This is a genomic window from Burkholderia sp. LMU1-1-1.1, assembly GCF_040675865.1.
Taxonomy (GTDB): Bacteria; Pseudomonadota; Gammaproteobacteria; order Burkholderiales; family Burkholderiaceae_D; genus Rugamonas.
The window spans coordinates 463,930-483,378 of record NZ_JBEGHG010000023.1; the positions used below are offsets into that span (position 1 = coordinate 463,930).

The 19,449-nt window shown below is 65.4% G+C and carries 19 protein-coding genes; all 19 read right to left on the reverse strand.

Annotated features, from left to right (window positions below; translation table 11 throughout):
• Positions 1 to 8: 8 nt before the first annotated feature.
• Complete coding sequence (locus tag MRBLMU1_RS20395) at positions 9 to 587, reverse strand: DUF3261 domain-containing protein (RefSeq protein ID WP_363504871.1); 579 nt, start codon at positions 585 to 587, stop codon at positions 9 to 11.
• A complete protein-coding gene (locus MRBLMU1_RS20400) occupies positions 572 to 1,819 on the reverse strand; it encodes an NAD(P)/FAD-dependent oxidoreductase (protein ID WP_414646097.1) in 1,248 nt (415 codons plus the stop codon). Before MRBLMU1_RS20400 ends, MRBLMU1_RS20395 begins: the two co-directional genes overlap by 16 nt.
• Entirely contained in the window at positions 1,812 to 4,163 is a 2,352-nt protein-coding gene (locus tag MRBLMU1_RS20405) for an MMPL family transporter (RefSeq protein WP_363504874.1), read from the reverse strand. Before MRBLMU1_RS20405 ends, MRBLMU1_RS20400 begins: the two co-directional genes overlap by 8 nt.
• A complete protein-coding gene (locus MRBLMU1_RS20410) occupies positions 4,160 to 4,768 on the reverse strand; it encodes an outer membrane lipoprotein carrier protein LolA (RefSeq protein ID WP_363504877.1) in 609 nt (202 codons plus the stop codon). Before MRBLMU1_RS20410 ends, MRBLMU1_RS20405 begins: the two co-directional genes overlap by 4 nt.
• The gene (locus tag MRBLMU1_RS20415) at positions 4,765 to 5,196 is read right to left on the reverse strand and encodes an acyl-CoA thioesterase (RefSeq protein ID WP_363504880.1); all 432 of its coding nucleotides are present in this window, start codon (positions 5,194 to 5,196) and stop codon (positions 4,765 to 4,767) included. The genes MRBLMU1_RS20410 and MRBLMU1_RS20415 overlap by 4 nt, the downstream gene beginning before the upstream one ends.
• Positions 5,189 to 6,754, reverse strand: coding sequence for an HAL/PAL/TAL family ammonia-lyase (locus MRBLMU1_RS20420; RefSeq protein ID WP_363504883.1), 1,566 nt, complete (start codon positions 6,752 to 6,754; stop codon positions 5,189 to 5,191). The genes MRBLMU1_RS20415 and MRBLMU1_RS20420 overlap by 8 nt, the downstream gene beginning before the upstream one ends.
• On the reverse strand, positions 6,741 to 7,682 hold the full coding sequence (locus tag MRBLMU1_RS20425; RefSeq protein WP_363504886.1) for an acyltransferase: 942 nt from the start codon (positions 7,680 to 7,682) through the stop codon (positions 6,741 to 6,743). The genes MRBLMU1_RS20420 and MRBLMU1_RS20425 overlap by 14 nt, the downstream gene beginning before the upstream one ends.
• Positions 7,679 to 8,437 carry a glycosyltransferase family 2 protein gene (locus MRBLMU1_RS20430; RefSeq protein ID WP_363504889.1) on the reverse strand — a complete coding sequence of 253 codons (759 nt, stop codon included), beginning with the start codon at positions 8,435 to 8,437 and terminating at the stop codon, positions 7,679 to 7,681. Before MRBLMU1_RS20430 ends, MRBLMU1_RS20425 begins: the two co-directional genes overlap by 4 nt.
• Positions 8,430 to 10,208, reverse strand: coding sequence for an AMP-binding protein (locus MRBLMU1_RS20435; RefSeq protein ID WP_363504892.1), 1,779 nt, complete (start codon positions 10,206 to 10,208; stop codon positions 8,430 to 8,432). The genes MRBLMU1_RS20430 and MRBLMU1_RS20435 overlap by 8 nt, the downstream gene beginning before the upstream one ends.
• Entirely contained in the window at positions 10,201 to 10,746 is a 546-nt protein-coding gene (locus MRBLMU1_RS20440; RefSeq protein ID WP_363504895.1) for a hypothetical protein, read from the reverse strand. Before MRBLMU1_RS20440 ends, MRBLMU1_RS20435 begins: the two co-directional genes overlap by 8 nt.
• A 5-nt stretch (positions 10,747 to 10,751) precedes the next feature.
• The gene (locus MRBLMU1_RS20445) at positions 10,752 to 11,021 is read right to left on the reverse strand and encodes an acyl carrier protein (protein WP_363504898.1); all 270 of its coding nucleotides are present in this window, start codon (positions 11,019 to 11,021) and stop codon (positions 10,752 to 10,754) included.
• An 11-nt stretch (positions 11,022 to 11,032) separates the two neighbouring features.
• Positions 11,033 to 11,287, reverse strand: coding sequence for a phosphopantetheine-binding protein (locus MRBLMU1_RS20450; protein ID WP_363504901.1), 255 nt, complete (start codon positions 11,285 to 11,287; stop codon positions 11,033 to 11,035).
• Positions 11,280 to 12,065 (reverse strand): lysophospholipid acyltransferase family protein, encoded by a 786-nt coding sequence (locus MRBLMU1_RS20455; protein WP_363504904.1) that lies wholly within the window; start codon positions 12,063 to 12,065, stop codon positions 11,280 to 11,282. The genes MRBLMU1_RS20450 and MRBLMU1_RS20455 overlap by 8 nt, the downstream gene beginning before the upstream one ends.
• A complete protein-coding gene (locus MRBLMU1_RS20460; protein WP_363504907.1) occupies positions 12,058 to 12,807 on the reverse strand; it encodes a beta-ketoacyl synthase chain length factor in 750 nt (249 codons plus the stop codon). The genes MRBLMU1_RS20455 and MRBLMU1_RS20460 overlap by 8 nt, the downstream gene beginning before the upstream one ends.
• 288 nt (positions 12,808 to 13,095) lie before the next feature.
• A complete protein-coding gene (locus MRBLMU1_RS20465; RefSeq protein ID WP_363504910.1) occupies positions 13,096 to 14,169 on the reverse strand; it encodes an ABC transporter ATP-binding protein in 1,074 nt (357 codons plus the stop codon).
• Between the two features lie 28 nt (positions 14,170 to 14,197).
• Positions 14,198 to 15,973 (reverse strand): ABC transporter permease, encoded by a 1,776-nt coding sequence (locus tag MRBLMU1_RS20470; RefSeq protein ID WP_363504913.1) that lies wholly within the window; start codon positions 15,971 to 15,973, stop codon positions 14,198 to 14,200.
• Between the two features lie 131 nt (positions 15,974 to 16,104).
• Positions 16,105 to 17,211 carry an ABC transporter substrate-binding protein gene (locus MRBLMU1_RS20475; RefSeq protein WP_363504916.1) on the reverse strand — a complete coding sequence of 369 codons (1,107 nt, stop codon included), beginning with the start codon at positions 17,209 to 17,211 and terminating at the stop codon, positions 16,105 to 16,107.
• Between the two features lie 37 nt (positions 17,212 to 17,248).
• Entirely contained in the window at positions 17,249 to 18,226 is a 978-nt protein-coding gene (locus tag MRBLMU1_RS20480) for a Bug family tripartite tricarboxylate transporter substrate binding protein (RefSeq protein WP_363504919.1), read from the reverse strand.
• A gap of 101 nt (positions 18,227 to 18,327) precedes the next feature.
• Positions 18,328 to 19,395, reverse strand: a complete 1,068-nt coding sequence (locus MRBLMU1_RS20485) for a porin (protein WP_363504921.1) — start codon at positions 19,393 to 19,395, stop codon at positions 18,328 to 18,330.
• Between the last annotated feature and the right edge of the window lie 54 nt (positions 19,396 to 19,449).

Sequence of the window (19,449 nt, forward strand, 5' to 3'; positions counted from 1 at the left end):
CAGTGGGCTCATTGGCCTTCCTGCGCGAACTCTATCGTCAGCTTATAGCGATAACGCAGATTCTCCAACACCACGGTGCCGCTCCAGCGCGGCTTGCCGCTATAGACAATCCGCATGATAGGCTCATTTTCCAGATACAAGGTGCGCGTCAACTCCTGCTCGGCGATGCGCCAGCCCGCAGGCAGCGCGGTGGCGATCGATTCGGCCGGCCACAGGGTCAGTTGCATGTCCTCCAACACGTCCTCGGGACGCACTTGCGAGGGCAGCATCATGTGGCGCCAGGAGGTCAGTTCCTTGCCGTCGTAGCGCATGGTCAGTACCCGCTGGCCGAACGCCAGGCCAACCACGTCGATCGCGTCCGGTTCCACCTGCAACGCCACATCCAGATCGTCGGTGCGGCCGGCCCGCTCCACCTTCAAATGCTGCTGGACACTGATCGACGTCCCCAGCGCGGCCGGCGGCAGCTTCAGGCCCAAGCGCGCCTGCGGCGGGGGCGCGGTGGCGCAGCCGGCCATCAACGCAAAGATGGCCAGCACCGCCAGATGCCGACCTTGGCGAATCCCGTGCCAGATCATTGCGGCGTGCATAGGGCCTCCAGGGCGGCGAGCCTGCGCGGCGTCTCCTTGACGTACGGATTACTCAGATCCCAGGCGTAACCGGCCAGGATGGCGGAGATCATGCGCTTGACCTCGGGCTGCTGGTTCTGGTGGAAGATCACTTTCTGGAAGCCGCCCGCATACCACGACTCGACAAAGACGCGGAACGTGTCCACGCCCTTGCGCAGCGGCGCGCCGAAGTCGGCCTGCCAGTCGACCGCCTCGCCGGCGAACTGGCGCTGCAGCGCCGCGGCGGCCAGGCTGGCCGACTTGAAGGCGATGGTCACGCCCGACGAGAACACCGGATCGAGGAACTCGCCGGCGTTGCCCAGCAGCGCGTAGCCCGGCCCCCACAGTTTTTCCACGTTGGCGGAATAGCCGACGATCTGGCGCGCCGGCGTGTCCCACTTGGCGTCGGCCAGCAAGGCGCTCAGCGACGGGTCCTCCGCCAGGATGGCCTGCAGCCGCTCGGTCGGCGTGCCTTCGTAGCGGTCCAGGAAGCTGGTCTCGGCCACCACGCCCTGCGAGCAGCGGCCGCCGGCGAACGGAATGGTCCAGAACCAGACGTCGTCGTGTTTCGGATGCACCGTCACGCGAATCTTGTTGCGGTCGAAGCCCCCGCGTATGCCGTCTTCGACATGCGTGAAGATGGCGCCGCGCACCGGGAAGTTGGACGGCGTCTCCAGTTTCAGAATACGCGGCAGAATGCGGCCAAAGCCGCTGGCGTCCAGAATGAAACCCGCGCGAACCTGATACTGTTCCCCGTCCGGATTCTTGACGGTCACCAGCGCCGGCGCGCCATCGACACCCAGTTCGATGTTGAGCACCTCGTGGCGGTGGCGCACTTCGGCGCCGAAGCGCGCCGCCTCCTTCGCCAGGATATGATCGAAGTGGGCACGCTGCACTTGGTAGGTGGTGCCCCAGCCTTCCGAATGTTTGTCGCGGAAATCGAAGTCGGTATACTGGCCGTCACGCATGAACGCGGCGCCGTTCTTGAACTGGAAGCCCGCCTCCACCACCGCCCGCAGCATGCCCGCCTGTTCGAGATAGGCCATACTTTGCGGCAGCAGGCTTTCGCCGATCGAGAAGCGTGGAAATTCCTCGCGCTCGATCACCAGCACCTGGCGCCCCTGCTGGCGCAGCAGCGCGGCGGCGACGGAACCGGCCGGGCCGGCGCCGACGATCAGAATTTCCACGGTTTCGATAGTCAGTGCGTCAGTCATACTTGCTTTCTTTGATGGTGCCAAAACAGGGAACGATCAGCCAGGCCAGCGCGATCCCCAGCAGCATGGTCAGGCCGAAGGCCTGCAACGCCGGGGTTTTGCTCAAGCCCAGTAGCCCGAACGACAAAAACGTACTCGATGCCGACATTCCGACCGCCATCCATGCCGCGTTGCCGCGATTGTCGGGCCGCTCCTGCATGAAGATGCCGTAGTCGACGCCCACGCCCAGCAACAACAACAGGGCCAGCACATGGAACAGCTGCAGATTTTGCGAGGCGAAGCCCAGGATCGCCAGGGTCGCGACGCTGGCCAGCGCGGTCGGCGCCAGCACACGCCAGGTGCGGCCGCGATAGCGCGGGAACAGCAGCGCAAACACCAGCGCGTAAGCGCCCAGCACCACCCAGCTCATGTTCTCGCGGTAGCGTCCCAGCACCGAGGAAATCTCCGCCACCTTGTCGACCCACTGCACGCCCTGCAAGCCGTCGGCCGCCCGCATCACTTCCGGCACCGCCGCCCTGCCAAGGCCGCGCAGCGCGACGATGCTGGCGTGGACGCCGCCGGTCTGGCCCAGCCACAGGTGGCGCGACGGCTCGCTGGCCGGCGACTTCAGGAAATCCTCCGGCGTCAGCGGCGTGCCGGCCGCCAGCAATCCGGCGCGGGTGGCGGCGATCCACCGCGCGTCCTCGCCCGTCTGTTCGGCCAATCCTCGCAGCGGGCCGTCGTCGCCCAACAGCTTCTGTTCGATCAGCGCGCGGCGCGCGGCCTGCGCGCGCGCCGACGGCACCCAGTTCGACACCGCCTGATAGCCTGTGAAGCCGCCGCCGGCGATCAACTTGTCCAGCTTCGCCTTGAGCGCCTCCTCGCGTTGCAGCACCTCTTCGGCGGAGGCGCCGCGCACCAGGAAGTACTGCACCGGCGTCGGCGCGTCGGTCAGCTTACTCAACTTGATCTGATCGTCGATCAGGTGCTTGGGTGGATTTTGCAGCAGGCGGATGTCATCGTTGGCGCCCAGGCGGCTGATGCCGTAGCCCGCCGCCAGCACGAAAACCACCGCCGCCCCGAGGGTGGCGCGGTTCAGGCGCAGCAAAGGCCAGCGCCGCAACGCGCCGCCGTACACGCGCACCAGGGCGCCGGCCTTGAGCGAGCGGCCGCCGATCAGCGCCGGGAACCAGAACACCACCGTCAACCAGGCGAAGACCAGGCCAAGCGCCGAGAATACCGCCATCTGGCGCAAGCCGGGGAACGGCGTCAACGCCAATCCCATGTAGCCGATCACCGCCGCCAGCAAGGTCAGTCCAAGTCCCGGCAGCAGGCGTTTCAACAAAGCCGGCGAGTCGAGTTTTTCGTCGGCCGACAAGCGGTTGGACAGGAAGTAGATGCCGTAATCCTGCGCCACGCCTATCAGGCTGGCGCCGAACACCAGCGTCAGTAAATGGATCTGGCCGAACATCAGCCAGCACACCGACAAGGCGCCGAGGAAGCCGATGCCGATCGACAGCATGATCAGCGAAATGGGCTTGAACGAATGGAAGGCAAACCACATCAGCAGGATGATGCCCAGCAGCGAGCCGATGCCGATGGTCGACACCTCGCCGCTGGCCTGCGCGCTGGCTTCGGCGGCGTGAAGGATCACGCCCGCCTGGATCAGCTCCATCTGCGGCGCGGCCTTGCGGGCGGCGTCGGCGGCCTGCTTGAGCAACGGCAGCACGGTCTCCTGCGCGGTCATCGACAGCGCGGGCACCTTGAGCGTCAATGGCAGCAGCGCGTATTGGCGCCCCGCGCCGGCGACGAACAGATGGCCGTCGCGCGGGCGCACCGGCGTCTCCTGCGCGCGCTCCTGCACCCAGCCGGCGAACAGGCCGAAAGGATCCTGCTGCCACGAGCCCAGTTTCGGTCCGCCGAAGGGGCTATATAATTTGCTCAACGCCGTCTCTAGCCAGAACTGCGACGGCTGCGCGCGTAACTGCGCCTCCTGCTGCGCCGTCAGCAAAGTCAGGCTATGGCGCTGGAACAGCGACAGCCAGTCGCCCTGCGTTTTGTCGTCGATCCGTGTGGCCTCGAACAAGTCCTTGCGCGGCGCCAGGACGGCATTGTAGGCGTCGGCCGCGCGCTTGGCGTCCTCCCAGTCGGCGGCGCCGACCAGCACGATCACGCGCTGCTGCGCGGCGTCCACCATGTGCGAAAACGACTGCTGCAGCACCGGGTCGCGCTCCTGCACCGGCAACAGCGCCATGATGTCGGTGTTGGGTACGATGCGCTGCACCAGCCACAGATAGGCGTTATGCCCAAGCAGCAGGCACACCACCACCGCCCATAGCAGCGCGAGTTGTCGTGTACGCGTCAAAACAGCGCCGCCTCTTCCTTGGTCATCGCCGTCTCGCCGGTCTGGATGGCGGAGAAGACGATGCTGGTCTTGTCGCCGCCCGCCTCGCTCATGACGATGTTCTTGACGTAGGCGCCGCCATCGAGCTTGATGGTGCCGATGGCCTTTTCCAGCGCCGCCTGGCGCGCCTTGAGCGCGACGTTCCAGCTGGTGGCGTCGACCGTGCCATCGACTTCGAACAGCGATTCGAGTTGTCCCAGGTCGCCGGACAGCAGCGAGAACAGCACGTTGTTGATCATGCGGACGGTCGGCTCGGTTTTGGCGTCCAGGCGCATGGCGACGCGGTCGCCCTGGTAGTTGACGATTTCATCGCGCGTCAGCCGCAAGGTGCTCGGGAAAGGCTGCAAGGTGCGCCACATCACGCCCTTGCCGGCGACGACGCAAAAGCGGCCGTTGGAGGCGAGCGGCTTTTTCATGCCGGCCAGCTGCTTGGTTTGGTCGAAGCGGCCGCACATGATGGGCGGCTTGGCCAGCATGGCCTGGATCTTCGCGACCGGCGCGGCGGCCTGCGCGGGATTGAACATCGCCAGCGCGGCCGCCAGCAAAACGGTTTTCACTTTATTCATACAGGCTCGATTCCCAGTTTTTCGAACAGCACCGGCGGCGACACGAAGCACATCTCCTTGGTGGCGATATCGACGGCGACCATGGTGGTGGTGGCGCGGTTGAGACGCTTGCCGGTTTCCGCGTCGGTGATCAGATAATCGATCTTCAAACGGTTTTCCCATTCGACGATATCGGCGCGCAGCTTGAGCTTCTGGCCGAAGGTTGCCGAGCCGACGTAACGCAACTGCATGTCGATCACCGGCCACGCATAGCCCGAGGCCTTCATCTGCGGGTAGTTGTAGTCTATCTTGTCCAGCAAAGCGCAGCGCACGACTTCCAGGTACTTGACGTAGCGGCCGTGCCAGACGATTTCCATCGGGTCCAGGTCGAAGAACTGCACCTGCATCTCGACTTCCGCGAACCAGCGGCTTTCCTTGGCCTTACGCATACAGATTCCATGACTTGGCGCGGATCCTCTCCAGCAGCAGGCGCAGGTCCGGTTCCAGGCGGCGGTCTTCCTCGACCGCCTTGATATCGGCGGCCAGCGCCTCCTGCATCACCGCCAGCGCGGCGTGCGGCCGCAGCTCGGGGCTGGCCTGGCAGCGCAGCCAGACACCCTGGCGCACGGTGATCAGCAGCGCGGCGACCACCTGCTCCGTCAATTCCAGCACGCGCAGGCAGTCGCGCGCGGCGATGGTGCCCATGCTGACCTTGTCCTGGTTGTGGCATTCGGTCGAACGCGAGAACACCGACGCCGGCATGGTCAGCTTGAGCGCTTCGGCGGTCCACGCCGAGGCGCTGATCTGCAGCGCCTTGAGGCCGTGGTTGATCGCCGCGCGCGGGCCGGTGGCGCCGGACAGGTTGGCAGGCAGGCCGTGGTTGTAGCGGCTGTCGACCAGCAGCGCCATCTGGCGGTCCAGCAGGTCGGCCAGGTTGGCGACGGCGTTCTTCATGCCGTCCATGGCGAAGGCGATATGGCCGCCGTAAAAATGGCCGCCATGCAGCACACGTTCGTTCTCGGCGTCGATCAACGGATTGTCGTTGGCGCTATTGAGTTCATTCTCGATCGAGGTGCGGAAGAACGGCATCGCGTCGGCCAGCACGCCGATCACGTGCGGCGCGCAGCGGATCGAGTAGCGGTCCTGCAGGCGCTTGCCGTTGCGTTCCCACTGGTCGGTCGGCAGGTCTCCGCGCAGCCATGCCGCCACCTGCTGCATGCCCCCGTGCGGCTTGACCGAGAACAGCACCTCGTCGAAGTGGTGGGCGTTGCCGTCCATCGCGAACGACGCCATCGCCGTGATGCGGGTGGTCAGCTTGACCAGATAGTCGGCGCGGTCGTAAGCCATGCAGGCCAACGCGGTCATGACGGCGGTGCCGTTCATGATCGCCAGCCCCTCCTTCGGACGCAGTTTCAGCGGCGTGATGCCCGCTTCGCGCAGCGCCTGCGCGGCCGGCACTTGCACGCCGTCGCGCCACACCTCGCGCTCGCCGCACAGCACCGCCGCCAGGTACGACAGCGGGGTCAGGTCGCCGCTGGCGCCGACCGAGCCCTCGGACGGAATCAGCGGCAGCAGACCTGCGTCCAGCAGACGTGTGATCTGCAGCAGCAGTTCGACGCTGACGCCGGAATAGCCTTTGCTCAGCGACGCCAGGCGCGAGGCAAGGATGGCGCGCGTCTGCTGCGGCGTGAAGTACTCGCCCAGGCCGACGCCGTGATAGGTGTACAGGTGGTGCGGCAGTTCGGCCACCAGTTCCGGTGGCACGGTGACGGTGCAGGAGTCGCCATAGCCGGTGGTGACGCCATAGATGGTGCCGTCCTCGCGCAGCAACCGCTCGAGGAAATCGGCGCCGCGCGCGATGGCGGCGCGGAACGCGGGGTCGTCGGACAGCGCGGCGGCGGCCCGTCCTTGCGCGATATCGACGATGTCTTCGATCGTCAGGCGCTGCTGATCGAAGCACACGGTGCGCGCGGCGGTATTCGGTCGGGCTGTGTCAGCGGGGTACATCGGAACGCTCCAATTCGGGTAAATGCCAAAAATCGTAAAAATTAAACCATTGCAGCGGCGCCCGCACGCAGTGGTGCTCCAGCCGTTTGGCGTAGTCGCCGGCCAGCTGCGCCAGCGCGGCGTCGCGCTCCTTGCGCGGGATGCGCACGGCGTCGCGGAAACGTTCGAAATACACGTCCGAACGCGCGCCCCGGCGCATCGAGAACAGCAGGTAAACCGGGCATTGCAAAATACTGGCCAACACATAAGGACCGACCGGGAAGGCGGCCGGCGCGCCGAGGAAGTCCGCCACCGCCACGCGCGGATTGTGCGAGACGGGAACGCGGTCGCCGGCGATGACGACGAATTCGCCCCGCGCCACGCGCTCGGACAGCAGCATCGCGGTGGCCGGCGACATGTCCGTCACCTGCATCAGATTGAGCTGGCTGGCGGGATTGAGGTTGCCCAGCATCTCGTTGAAGGCTTGGGCGTGCTTGGTGTGCACCAGCACCGTGAGCTTGATGTCGTGGCGCTGGCGCGACAGCACGCGGCACAGCTCCAGATTACCCAGGTGGGCGCAGATCATCAGGCCGCCCCGCCCTTGCGCCACGGCGTCGGTGATCAGCTCCCCGCCGTGCAGCTCGACGCTGTCGACGTCGAACAAGCCGCCCCACAACAGCATTTTGTCCAGGATGCTCTCGCCGAAGGCGGCGAAGTGGCGCATCACGCCGGGCTGCGCGCGGCCGCTGAAACGCTCCATGCGCCGCAGGTAATCGCGCGAGGCGCCGCGCGGCAGCGGCTTGGTGAGCACGTACCACGCCAGCACCGGATACAGCACCACGCGGAACGGCCAGCGGCCGAAAACGCGGCAGATCCAGAACAGGAAACGCATGCCGGCGACAAAACTGATTTCGTTGATCGCGGCCCAGTGCAGACTGCGCGCGCTCACGGTGTCCGCCACTTCCGCGCCAGCAGCTTGGGTATGCGCGGCAGCATGCCGAAGAACAGCGCCGTGTGCATCCACGTGATCAGCACATTGTCGCGCCAGACGCGGAAGTGCGACACGCCGTCCGCCGGATAGGACACGCGGGTCGGAAAATTGACCACTTGCAGGCCGTCCCAGAACAGCCGCACCAGGATGTCGGTGTCGAAGTTCATACGTACGCCGATGGCGTGGCGCGCCGCCAGCGCGTTGACCGGCGCCACCGGATAGACGCGGAAGCCGCACATCGAATCCTTGATGTCGAACGACAGCGTATTGATCCAGACCCAGATGTGGGTGGCGTAGCGGCCGTACAGGCGCGCCTTCGGCACCGATTCGTCGTAGACCGGATGGCCGGCGATGATGGCATCCGGGTGAACGCGCGCTTGCTCAAGGAACTTGGGTACGTCGTCGGTCCGGTGCTGGCCGTCGGCGTCGATTTGCAGCACGTGGCTGAAGCCCAGCTCCGCCGCGCGGCGAAATCCGCTGAGCACCGCCGCGCCCTTGCCCTGGTTTGCCGCCAGCCGCACCAGCGTCACCCGGTCCGGGTTGGCCAGCGCCAGCGCGTCCAGCACGGCGGCGCAGGCCGCGCTGCTGCCGTCGTCGACCAGCATGCATGGCGTGTCGTGGCGCAGCAGGCCGGCCAGCACCGCGCCGATGGCGTGTTCGTGGTTGTACACCGGGACCACGATGCAAGGGTTGAACCGCGACGGCTTAGACATCACCACTCCCCGCCAGCAGCACGACGCGGCCGCTGGAGTGCTGTCCGGCGTCGGACGCGTAGCGGAATTGCAGGCTGCCCTTGGCCGCGTCATGCAGCAGTTCAAGACGCACCGGCTGCGCCGGCTGTATCACCTGTTGGAACTTGAGCGCGTTGATGCCCTTGAAGATGGCCGGCAAAGGAAAGTACTGGCGGCCGTAATGGATCGCCCAGTCGACCTGCACGACACCCGGCAGGATAGGCGCGACGTCGAAGTGGCCGTCGAAATAATAGAGGTTCGACGGCGCCGTCACTTCCAGCAGCACGCGGTCGCCCGTGCGTTCCAGCTCGCGCACGCGCGGCAGGCGCGGACGATTGTCGACGCCGGCGCCAGCCGCACCCGTGCTCGCGTCATCCTTGTCCAGCAGCGCCAGCAAGGCCGCCATGGTGGTTTTGCCCTGCGCGTTGGCGGGCATCTGGTCCAGATAGCGCCAGCGGCGCGGCAAGGCCACCAGTTCCACCGTCGCCGTGAGCGCGGTGCGCAAGCGGGCGTTAAGCGCGGTCTTGCCGCCGGCCGCCAGCAGCGCGCGGCCGGCGGCGGTGGGCACGACGAAGGCGGCTACCCGCTGGCGTTCGCCGGCGCCCGGATCGCACAGGACGACGCGCGCCTCGGCTGCCAGACCGGTGCCGGTCAGCGTCGCCTCCATGGCGCTCAGCGAGATGCGTTTTTCCTCGATTTTAACGATGCGGTCGCTGCGTCCACGCAACAGGAAGCGCGGCTCGCCGTCGCGGGTGGCCCGTTCGGCGCGGTCGGCCAGGGCCAGCCACTCGTCGTCGGGCAGGTGCGGCGAGCGCACTTCCAGTCCGTCGTCCTCGCCGAGGCGCCATGCCACCGTCGGAAACGGCAGCCAGGAATCATCGGCGCCGGCGCTGCGCTGGCGCCAGGCCACGCCGCCGGTCTCCGAGCTGCCATAGACTTCCACCGGAACCTTGCCCAGCAGCCCGCCCATCGCGAACGCGGTCTCCGGCGCCAGCGGACCGCCGGAGGAGAAGACGCCGCGCAGCATATGCCTGGCCCCGCGCCAATCCAGGTGATCCGGCAAGCGCTTCAGATGCGCCGGGCTGGCGACCAGCACGCACGGGCCGGCCGCCATCGCAGGCGCCAACGCCTCCGGGAAGGCGATGCTGAGGGCGTGGATGGCGCGGCCGGACGTCAGCGGCCACAGGACCTTGAACAGCAGGCCGTAGATGTGCTGGTGCGACACCGTCGCCAGGATTGCCGCATCGCCCGCCGCCGCGCCGAACAGCAGATCGAGCGTTTCGACCTCGTTCGCCATTTGCGACAGTTTCTTCGGAATCGCCTGGGCGGCGCCGGTGCTGCCGGAGGTGAACACCACCAACGCGGGGAGGTTGGGATCGAGCGCGCCGCCCATGTCGCCGCCGTCGTCCGCAAGCGGCGATGGCCGCAACGGCTCCAGCTGCGCCGGGAACTCGCCGAGGAAGCCGTCGACCGAGGCGCGCAGCGAGGCGCACGTGGCCTCCAGCGTATCGGCGCTCAGCCAGATGGTTTTACCGGCGTGCCAGGCGCCCAGCAGGGCAGCGCCGAATTCGATGCTGTCTTCCAGGTACAGCGCGTAGTCGCGCCCCTGGCGGCCGCGCAGCAGCGCGTGCCACGCGCGCGCGCGCGCCAGGAACTGTTCATTGGTGACGCCCTCGCCCGCCAGCCAGCCGACGATGCCGGCGGCCGGCCGCGCGCGCATCGCGGCGAACAAATGCTCGATGCGGTCAGACATGGTGCAGCCGCTTGAAACGCATCCGCACCAGATACTCGGCGCCGAACAGGATCGCCATCAGGGCGTACGAAATCACGCCCGTGTACAGCGACCACACGGCCTCGGAGGCCCACAGCGCGGTCGCCAGCGCGATCACGCCGTTGATCACGAAAAAGACGCACCACACCTGCGTGACCGAGCGCATATACGCTTGCGCCGGCGGCGGAAAGTCCTCGCCGCGCAGGCGCGCCATGCGCTCGACGGCGGACATCGGCGTCGTCAGGCTCCAGGCGAAGCCCGCCAGCAGCGCGGCGCTCACCAGCACCGGGTAAAGCTTCAACGGCAGCAGCAGGTTGCTCCAGATCGCGCAGGCGACCAACACCAGGCCGCCCGCGACCGACCAGCGCGCGACACCGCTCAACTTCAGCGCGGGCAGGCGCGTGGCCACCGCCAGCAGCAGCAAGCCGGCCAGCCAGCGCGGCTCCACTTGTCCATGTCCCAGCCAGATCGCCAACGGATACAGCAGCGTCAACGCCGCCGTCAATACAGTCATCGGCATCGCGATTAAGCCGCCTGCTCCGTCATGCCGGCCAGCGCGTCGACCACGTCGCCGATGGTGCGGATGGTCTTGAACACCTCCGGCTGCAAACGCTTGCCGGTCAGTTGCTTCAGCTTGACGGCCAGGTCGACCGCGTCGATGCTGTCGATATCGAGATCGGCGTACAGGTTCGAATCGGCGGTCAGTCCCGCTTTATCGAGTTCGAACATCTCGGCCAACAGATCGATCACCCAGGCTTGCAGCTGGTCCCTGCTCATGTCATTCAAAGCTATCATGTCCTGCTCCCTTATTTCTTTCTATGGGTCTCGATCATCGCCGCCAGCGCGGCCACCGACGCGAAATGGCGGCGCGTGTCCTCCGAATCGGCCGACAGCGAAATGCCGTACTTCTTCTGCAACGCGACGCCCAGTTCCAGCGCGTCGATCGAATCGAGTCCGAGGCCTTCGACAAACAACGGCGCGGCGCTATCGATATCGTCCGGCGTGATATCTTCCAGCTGCAGCACTTCGATGATCAGTTCTTTCACTTCCAGTTCAAGCATGGCGTTGGTACTTCCCGGTAAAATAGTCTTGTAAAAATTCCGTCAACTGGCGCGCGGCCATCACTTCGCTGGCGCCGCCGCCCGTAAACGTCTCGATCGCCAGGTCATCCTGGACGTCTATCCGTATCAATACCCGCCGTGGCGGCACTCGCCACCACTTCTCGCCCTTGCCCAGCGTGAGCGGCTCGCAGCGGATCAGCACCGGCGTCATGGCCCGCCCGCCGCGCACCGCGATGTTGGCCGCGCCGCGCTTCATGCTGATGACGCCATCGGCCGGCGTGCGCGTCCCCTCTGGGAACACGATCAGGTTATTACCGCGCCGCAGGGAGGCGATGCAATCGTCCACCAGCGCCGCCCCGCCCTCGTTGTTGATGTAGCCCGCCGCCCGCACCGGCCCGCGCGTGAATGGGTTGTTCCACAGCGCGCCCTTGACGATGCAGTCGGCGTTCCTCACGAAGGCCATCAAAAACACGGTATCGATCAGCGTCGGATGGTTCGCCAGTATCAGCAGACCGCCGCGCTCCAGCTTTTCCAGGCCGCGCACCTCGTAGCGCAGCACGCCCAACGCGCGCATCATGTCCACATAGGTGCGAAACGCCAGCCGTATCAGCTCGCGCGCCGCCGCCACGCGACGCTCCTTGCGCCGCACCACCAGGTTCAGCGCCGGAAACAGCACGATGCGCATCAGCAGTCCGCCAACACCAAACACCGCAAAACTCAACCCTGTGGCGAACACCCGCCAGTACAGCGACAGCCGGGCCAGCGCCGCATCAAGCATCGCGGCTCCAGCTCCAGCGCATGCGGCCATCGCAGCGCTCCATCCGGCTTGCCCCGCCCAGATGAAAGGCCGCCACCGCCAGGCCGCCCGGCATGCCGGACGATGGCGCGTCGTCGCTCGCGCTCCAGCGCAAGGAGATGGCGTCGCCGTCGGCGGCGGGGGCCGTCATCAGCCATGCCCACGCGTGCGGCTGCTCCTCGCACTCCTGGAACGGCAAAAACAATTCAGGCAGCTGGCAATCGGAAGCCACCAGCAGCACCGTCTCCGCGCCGTCGGCCAGCAGGCCGCACGCTTCGATCACCGCATGTTCGATCGTCGCCGCGCCGGCGGCCAGCGCGATGTGGTTGGCGCGGTCGCCGCGCGCGATGGTCAACAGGCCCGCCGTCGCGTTGTGCACCGACATGCTGAACGCCGTCGGCGACAATGCCTCGCCGCGCGCCAGATCGCTCAATAGCTCGAGCGCGCGCGACACTTCGCCGTGGCGCGAACAAAAAACCGTGGGAATGTCGCCAGCGCCGTCGCCTCGTCCATCGAGGCAGCGGTAGGCCACCTCCAGCGCCATCTTCCCCAAAAATCCCGCCCGCCGCCGCAGCATCGCGGGCATCGCCTTGACGCCGGGTTCCTCGCCGGCGACGATGCGGTGCGGCGCGCGCGCCCACTGCGCCCACGCCTCGGGCGTGGTCAGGCCGGGCGCCCAGGCAGCGTGACTGACGATTGAAAAGGTGACGCCATGTGTGCGCATGTTAACAAATAATCCAGAGTTCTGAGGTAGAAGAAGGTACGAACTCGCGCTCACATGCCGCGGAAATGCCAGCCGACGTACTTTTAAAATTATAAACGACAGCCACGGGCAATCCGCCGAAAAAATAGATTCACGGCAACTATTTTGCTGATTGAGCTCTACTTTTGTGCAACTCGGCGATAAATTTCTCGCTAAATGTCACACTGTTGATTCTGAAAAGAAAAAAGACGAGGCCGCATCACTGCGATCCTCGTCCCTTCATTGACAAAATTACTCTGGATTGGCGGTTCAGAACACCCAAAGCTTGTCGACAGGCAACTGCAGCCAGTACTTGCCCGCTTCCAGCTTATATTTGGAATAGGCGCGCAGGCCGAACTCGGCGCCCCCGGCGGGACTCTTGAACAGGCATTCGAAGCGGTCGCCCAGATACATGCAGGTCAGCAGCGGCAGCTCGATGGCGTTATCCACCGGCGTCGGGCTGATTTTCACTTCCTCGACGCGGATGATGGTCGACGGCTCGCCGCCGCCGGCGCCGCGGGCGGTGCCGGTCACGGTGGCGCCGTTGACGTCGAGCCTCACCAGGGCGCCATCCCGCTGCACCACCTTGGCCGGCAGGCGGTTGTTACTGCCCATGAACTCGGCGGTGAACAGCGTCTCCGGCGTTTCGTACATGCTTTGCGGCGTGCCTTGCTGCTCGATCTTGCCGTTATTGAGCAGCAGGATGCGGTCCGAGATCGCCATCGCCTCGGCCTGGTCGTGGGTCACCATCAGCGCCGACAGGCCCAGTCGCACGATCAACTCGCGCAGGAAGGCGCGCGCCTCCTCGCGCAGTTTGGCGTCCAGGTTCGACAGCGGTTCGTCGAGCAGGATAACCGGCGGGTTGTAGACCAGCGCGCGGGCGATCGCCACGCGCTGCTGCTGGCCGCCGGACAGCTGGTGCGGATAGCGATCGGCCAGATGGCCCAGGCCCAGGTTTTTCAGCACGTCGGCCACTTTGTCCTTGATGTCGCTGGCGCCCATCTTGCGCAGCTTCAGGCCATAGGCGACGTTCTCGAACACCGTCTTGTGCGGCCACAGCGCGTACGACTGGAACACCAGGCCGAGGTTGCGGTGCTCGGCCGGCATCTCGAAGTTCTTCGAGCCGTCGTAGACGGTGCGCTCGCCGATGGCGATCGTGCCCTGCTTGGCGCTTTCCAGGCCGGCGACGGCGCGCAGCAGGGTGGTCTTGCCGCTGCCGGAAGGCCCGAGCAGCGCCACCACTTCGCCCTTTTGCAGGTGCATCGACACGCCCTTCAAAATTTGATTGGCATGGGCGCCGGTGCCGTAGTCCAGGTGCAGGTCGTTGACGGTTAGTTCGTTCATGGCGATGTCTCGTTTCATATTATTTGAATTAATTGTGGAGCTTCACGCCGAAGCGCAAGGCGATGCCCAGGCCGATGGCCACCAGCGAAATATTGATGAACGATAGCGCCGCCACCAGATCGGTGGAGCCGGTCGCCCACAGCGACACGATCATCGCGCCGATCACCTCCGTGCCCGGCGTGAGCAGGTACACGCCGGTCGAATATTCGCGTTCGAAGATCAGGAACACCATCAGCCAGGCGCCCAGCAGGCCGTATTTGACCAGCGGCAGCGTGACGTCGCGGGTGACCTGCCCGCGCCTGGCGCCGACGGCGCGCGCCGCCTCCTCCAGCTCCGGGCCCACCTGCAGCAGCGCGGTCGAGATCAGGCGCATGCCGTAGGCCAGCCACACCACCGAATACGCCAGCCACAGGGCGAAGATGGTCGAGCGCACGGAGCGCAGCATCGGGATCGCATGCTCGCTCAGCCACAGCGCCACGCCATTGTCCATGCCCTTCAAGGCGCCATCGAGCCAGCTGGGCACAAACAGGAACACCCACAGGAACGACAGGCCGGCCAGCAGGCCGGGCACGGCGCGCGGCACCAGCACGCTGTAGTCGAGGAAGCGGGTGATGGCGTCCGGCTTGCGGTGCATCGCCAGCGCGATGGCGCTGTAGCAGATCACCGCCAGCGCGCCGCCGATCACGCCGATCAGCACCGTGTTGACAATGCCGCGCACCAGCGCCGGCTGCTCGAAGATCTCGCGGAAGTGCTGCAACGTCAGCACCTCGGCCAGCTTGACGCCCTCGCCCCAGTACTGGACGAAGGAGCGCAGCACGATGCCCGACAGCGGCATGATGATGGTGAACATCAGCCAGGCGAAGATCAGCGCGAAGGCCAGCCACTTCCAGCGGCCGAGCGGCATCGGTTTCGAGCGCGCGCCCTTGCCCTTGATCGAGACGAATTTGTTGGCCGACTTGAGCAGGTGGCGCTGCACCATCACCAGCGGCATCGTCACCATCACCAGGCAGACGGCGACGGCGGCCATCAGGTGGTACGACGGCGTGCCCAGTTTGTTGGTCAGTTTGTACAGATAGGTGGCCAGCACCATGTGCCCTTCCGGGTCCCCCAGCACCAGCACCAGGCCGAACACCTCGAAGCCGAGGAAGAATACCAGCACGCCGGCATACGCCAGCGCCGGCGTGATCATCGGCAGCGAGACGTTGAACATCACCTGCAGCGGCGAGGCGCCGGAGACGCGTGCCGCCTCCTCCACGTCCGAGCCCAGGCTTTTCAGCGCGGACGAGGCGTACAGGTAGACATGCGGCACGTGGGTCAGGCCGGCGATCACCACGATGCTGGTGAACGAGTAGATATTCCACGGGATCAGGCCGAGGATGTCCTTGGCCCACAGCGAATAGAAGCCGACGGGGCCCATCGAGACGACGTAGCCGAAGCCCATCACCATCGGCGATACGAAGATCGGCACCAGCAGCAGCGGCGCGATGAAGCCCTTGGCCGGCAGGTCTGTGCGGATCATCAGGAAGGCCAACATGCCGCCCAGCGGCACGGCGATGGCGGCCAGGCCGGTGGCCAGGAAGAAGGCGTTCTTGAACGCCATCGTGAAATCGGGGTCGTCGAAGATGAAGCGGTAGGCGTCGAGGCCCAGCTCCTTGACCGGCATGAAGAACGGCGCGCTCAAAAAGCTTTGGTAGAAGATCAGGAACAGCGGCAGGAAGATGGCGATGGAGGCGAGCACCACCACCACGCCGCGCGGCCAGTTCAGGCTGCGCCGGCCGGAGCCGGATAGAGTCATAGTTTGCATAGGAATTCCGTTTTTACGAACGCGTGCGGGCACCCAACCCGCAGGTCCGGGCAGGGGTCGTACCCGCCTGGGTACGACCCCGCGTCGGCTCGGGGTTCGGTGGACCTAAGGTGACGCTTTAAGTCAGGCGATTACTTCTTGCCGGCCGATTCTTTCCACTGCTTCAGGAAGGCCATGCGCTTGGCCGGCCCGAGGAACTGCAGCACCATCGGATGCACCGGCACCGGCTTGACGTTGTCCTTGCCGATTTGCTTGATCAGGTCCGCCGAGGTGGTCTCGCCGGTGACGTCGGCGCGGATCGCGAACAGCTTGGAGTCGTTGGCGATGATGGTCTGGCCGCGGTGGGACAGCATGTAGTCGAGCCACAGCTTGGCGGCGTTGGGGTTCTTCGCGCTCTTGCTGATGAACAGCACGCGCGACATCACCAGCGTGTAGTCCTTCGGCAGGATCACGCCGAGCGAGGGATCGGTCTTGGCGCGCACCAGCGCATAGGAACCGACCACGTTATAGCCGATCAGGTTCTCGCCGGAGGAGATCCGCTCGAGCATCGTCCCGGTCGACGACTGCACGCGCACCTTGGCGACGCCGAAGGCGTTGAGCATGTCGAGGAACTTCGGATTTTCGCGCGCGTCCTGCGTCATGAACATGAAGCCGACGCCGGACTTCTCGATGTCGTAGGTGGTGACCTTGTCCTTGAACTTCGGCGTCTGTATCAGCTTGGCGAAATCGGCGTGCGTCTGCGGCACTTCCTTGGCGTCGACCAGGCGCTTGTTGTAGACGATGGCGGCCGGCTCGAAGGTGGTGCCGTAGGCCTGGTCATCCCACATCGACCATGCCGGCAGCTTTGGCGCCTCGACCGACTTGTACTTCATCGCGTAGCCGTCCGAGGCCAGGCGCATCTGCAGGTCCATCGCCGACGACCAGACCGCGTCGGCGGTGTTGCCGCCGGCCGCCACTTCGGAGATGAAGCGGTTATACACCTCGGTCGAATTCATGTCGTTGTATTCGACGGTGATGCCCGGGAACTGGGCGCTGAAATCCTTGATCAGCGGCGCCGTGGCCTTGCTGTCGGTGGCGCCGTAGACCACCAGTTTGCCCTCTTTCTTGGCGCCGTCGATGATCTTCTGGTAGTCGGCGGGATAGCCGGCCGGCACTTGCGCCAGGGCGGCGGTGGAGGTTGCGAGCAGCGCGATCGAGAGGGACGCGCATGCGGCGGCCACTGAGGTCTTGAACATCATTTTTTAGTCTCCAATTGTTTTAATATTTTTTTTGTGATCAGCGCACCAGACCGAGTTCGGCGGCGTGCCTGCCGTAATCGTCTACGGCCTTTGTTACATAAGCTTTCAGCGCATCGCCGGTCAGCCCGAACGGGTACAACCCCGACGCCGCGCGCATCTGCGCGAACTGCGGATCGGCCAGCACGCGATCAAAGGCCGCCACCCACTGCCGGTAATCCGCATCCGGCACCTGTGGGCCCATCCACAAACCGCGGATGATCGGCCACACCACATCGATCCCCTGCTCGCGCGCGGTCGGCACGTTGGCCAGCACACCCGGCAGGCGCTTGTCCGACAGCACCGCCAGCACGCGGGTGTTGCCGCTGGCCGCGTAAAGCGTGGCCTCGCTGGCGTCGCCGGACACCACCTGCACGTAATTCGCATGCATCGCCGTGAAGGCCTCGCCGCCGCCCTCCAGCGCCACGAAGCGCAACACCTTAGGATCCAGCCCGGCGGTCTTGAACACCATCGCCATCTTCAGCCAGTCCTGGCTGCCGATGGTGCCGGAGACGCCGATCAGCACCTTCTGCGGATTCTTCTTCAACGCCGCCAGCAGTTCCGTCAGCGTCTTGTAGGGCGAATCGGCGCGCACCGCGATCATGCCGTAATCCGTTCCCAGCGCGGCGACCCAGCGCACATCGTTCGCGGTGGCCTTGCCGAACTTGCCCTGCGCCAGATTGAGCAGCGAGCCGCCCGAAAAAGCCACCAGCGTGTTCGGTTCCGCGCGGCGCCGCTGCGACACCAGCGAATGCCAGGCCACCGCGCCGATACCGCCCGGCAGATAGGTGATCCGCATCTCCGACGGCGGCGGCTTGGGCGCGTCGCGCAAGCCCTGCAGGCCTTTTTGCGCCAGCTTGCATGTGAGGTCCATCGCGCCACCCGGTTTGGAAGGCACGATGCACTCCACGCTTGCCGCCCGCGCCACCGTGCACAGTAAAAACAGCGCGGCAATCAAAGCCTGCAAAACTTTAGTCATCTTTGTAGTTATCTTAGAGCGGTGAAGCTTTCAAAGCGCTTTCAGGCCGCATCGACTTTCAGAAAAATATCGACGCGGCCCGGTCTTCGTTGCGAAGCGGCTTAGAAGCGGTGCTGCATGCCGACGGTGATACCGCGCTGGCTGTTGGCGAAGCCGGCGTCGTCGCGCGACAGGCCGGTGAGCTGGCCGTGCTTGGCCTTGGCGTACGCGCCCGAGATATGGACGTCGGTGCGCTTGGACAGCGCGTAGCGGTAGCGCAGCACGTACATGGTCGGATCGGCGTCGGTGTTGGCGGCGACGTTCTTGACATCGACGTGGTAGACCGCGCCGGTGATGGTGGTCACCTCGTTTGGCTTGTACGCCACGCCGCCCCAGGTGGTGGTCGCTTCGACGTCGGCGGTCGCCGCGCGGCCGGCGGTCAGGTTGTAGTCGCGCAGGACGGCCCAGAATTTCAACGGTCCGGTTTCGTAGTTGGCGCCGATGTGCCACACGGTGTTTTCATCGCGGTTGCCGGTGGCCGCCACGGTGTTGCCGTTGTTGCGCTCATAGGTGGCCATCACGTTGGCCGGGCCGAACTTGTAGGCGACGGTCGCGCCCATCTTGGCGCTATCGGCCACGCCGGTGGTCTGCTCGCCGGCGGCGTAGTTGGCGCCGAAGCGGAAGTTACCGAAGGTGCCCGCGTACTTGATCAGATTGTCGTAACCGGTGGTGAAGCCGTATTTGCTTGGACCGGTGGCCGGCCCCGAGGTCGCCCACGAGTAGTACGGCGCGAAGCCCATCGGATCGTAGCCGATCACCGTGTCGTAGACACTGGTGAACGAACGGCCGACGACCACGCGGCCGAAGGCGCCTTCCAGGCCCACGTAGGCCTGGCGGCGGAACAGCGCGCCGTCCTGGGCGCCGGTGTCCATCAAGATCCCGCCTTCCAGATTGAAGACGGCTTTGAGGCCGCCGCCCAGATCTTCGGTGCCCCGGATGCCCCAGCGCGAAGTGTTCATACCGCCCGAAATCACGCGGGTGTTGCTACCGCCGGTGGCGCTCGAGTTATTGGCATTTTCGACGCCGACGTCCAGCAAACCATAGACTTGCACATTCGATTGGGCCTGCGCGGCGCCGCCGGCGGCGGCTGCCAATGCCAAGATGGCAAGGCTAATTGGGGATTTTTTCATTGTGTCTCCAGAGGATATAGTTATTTGTGATGCCTGATATTTGCTATCAGGGTG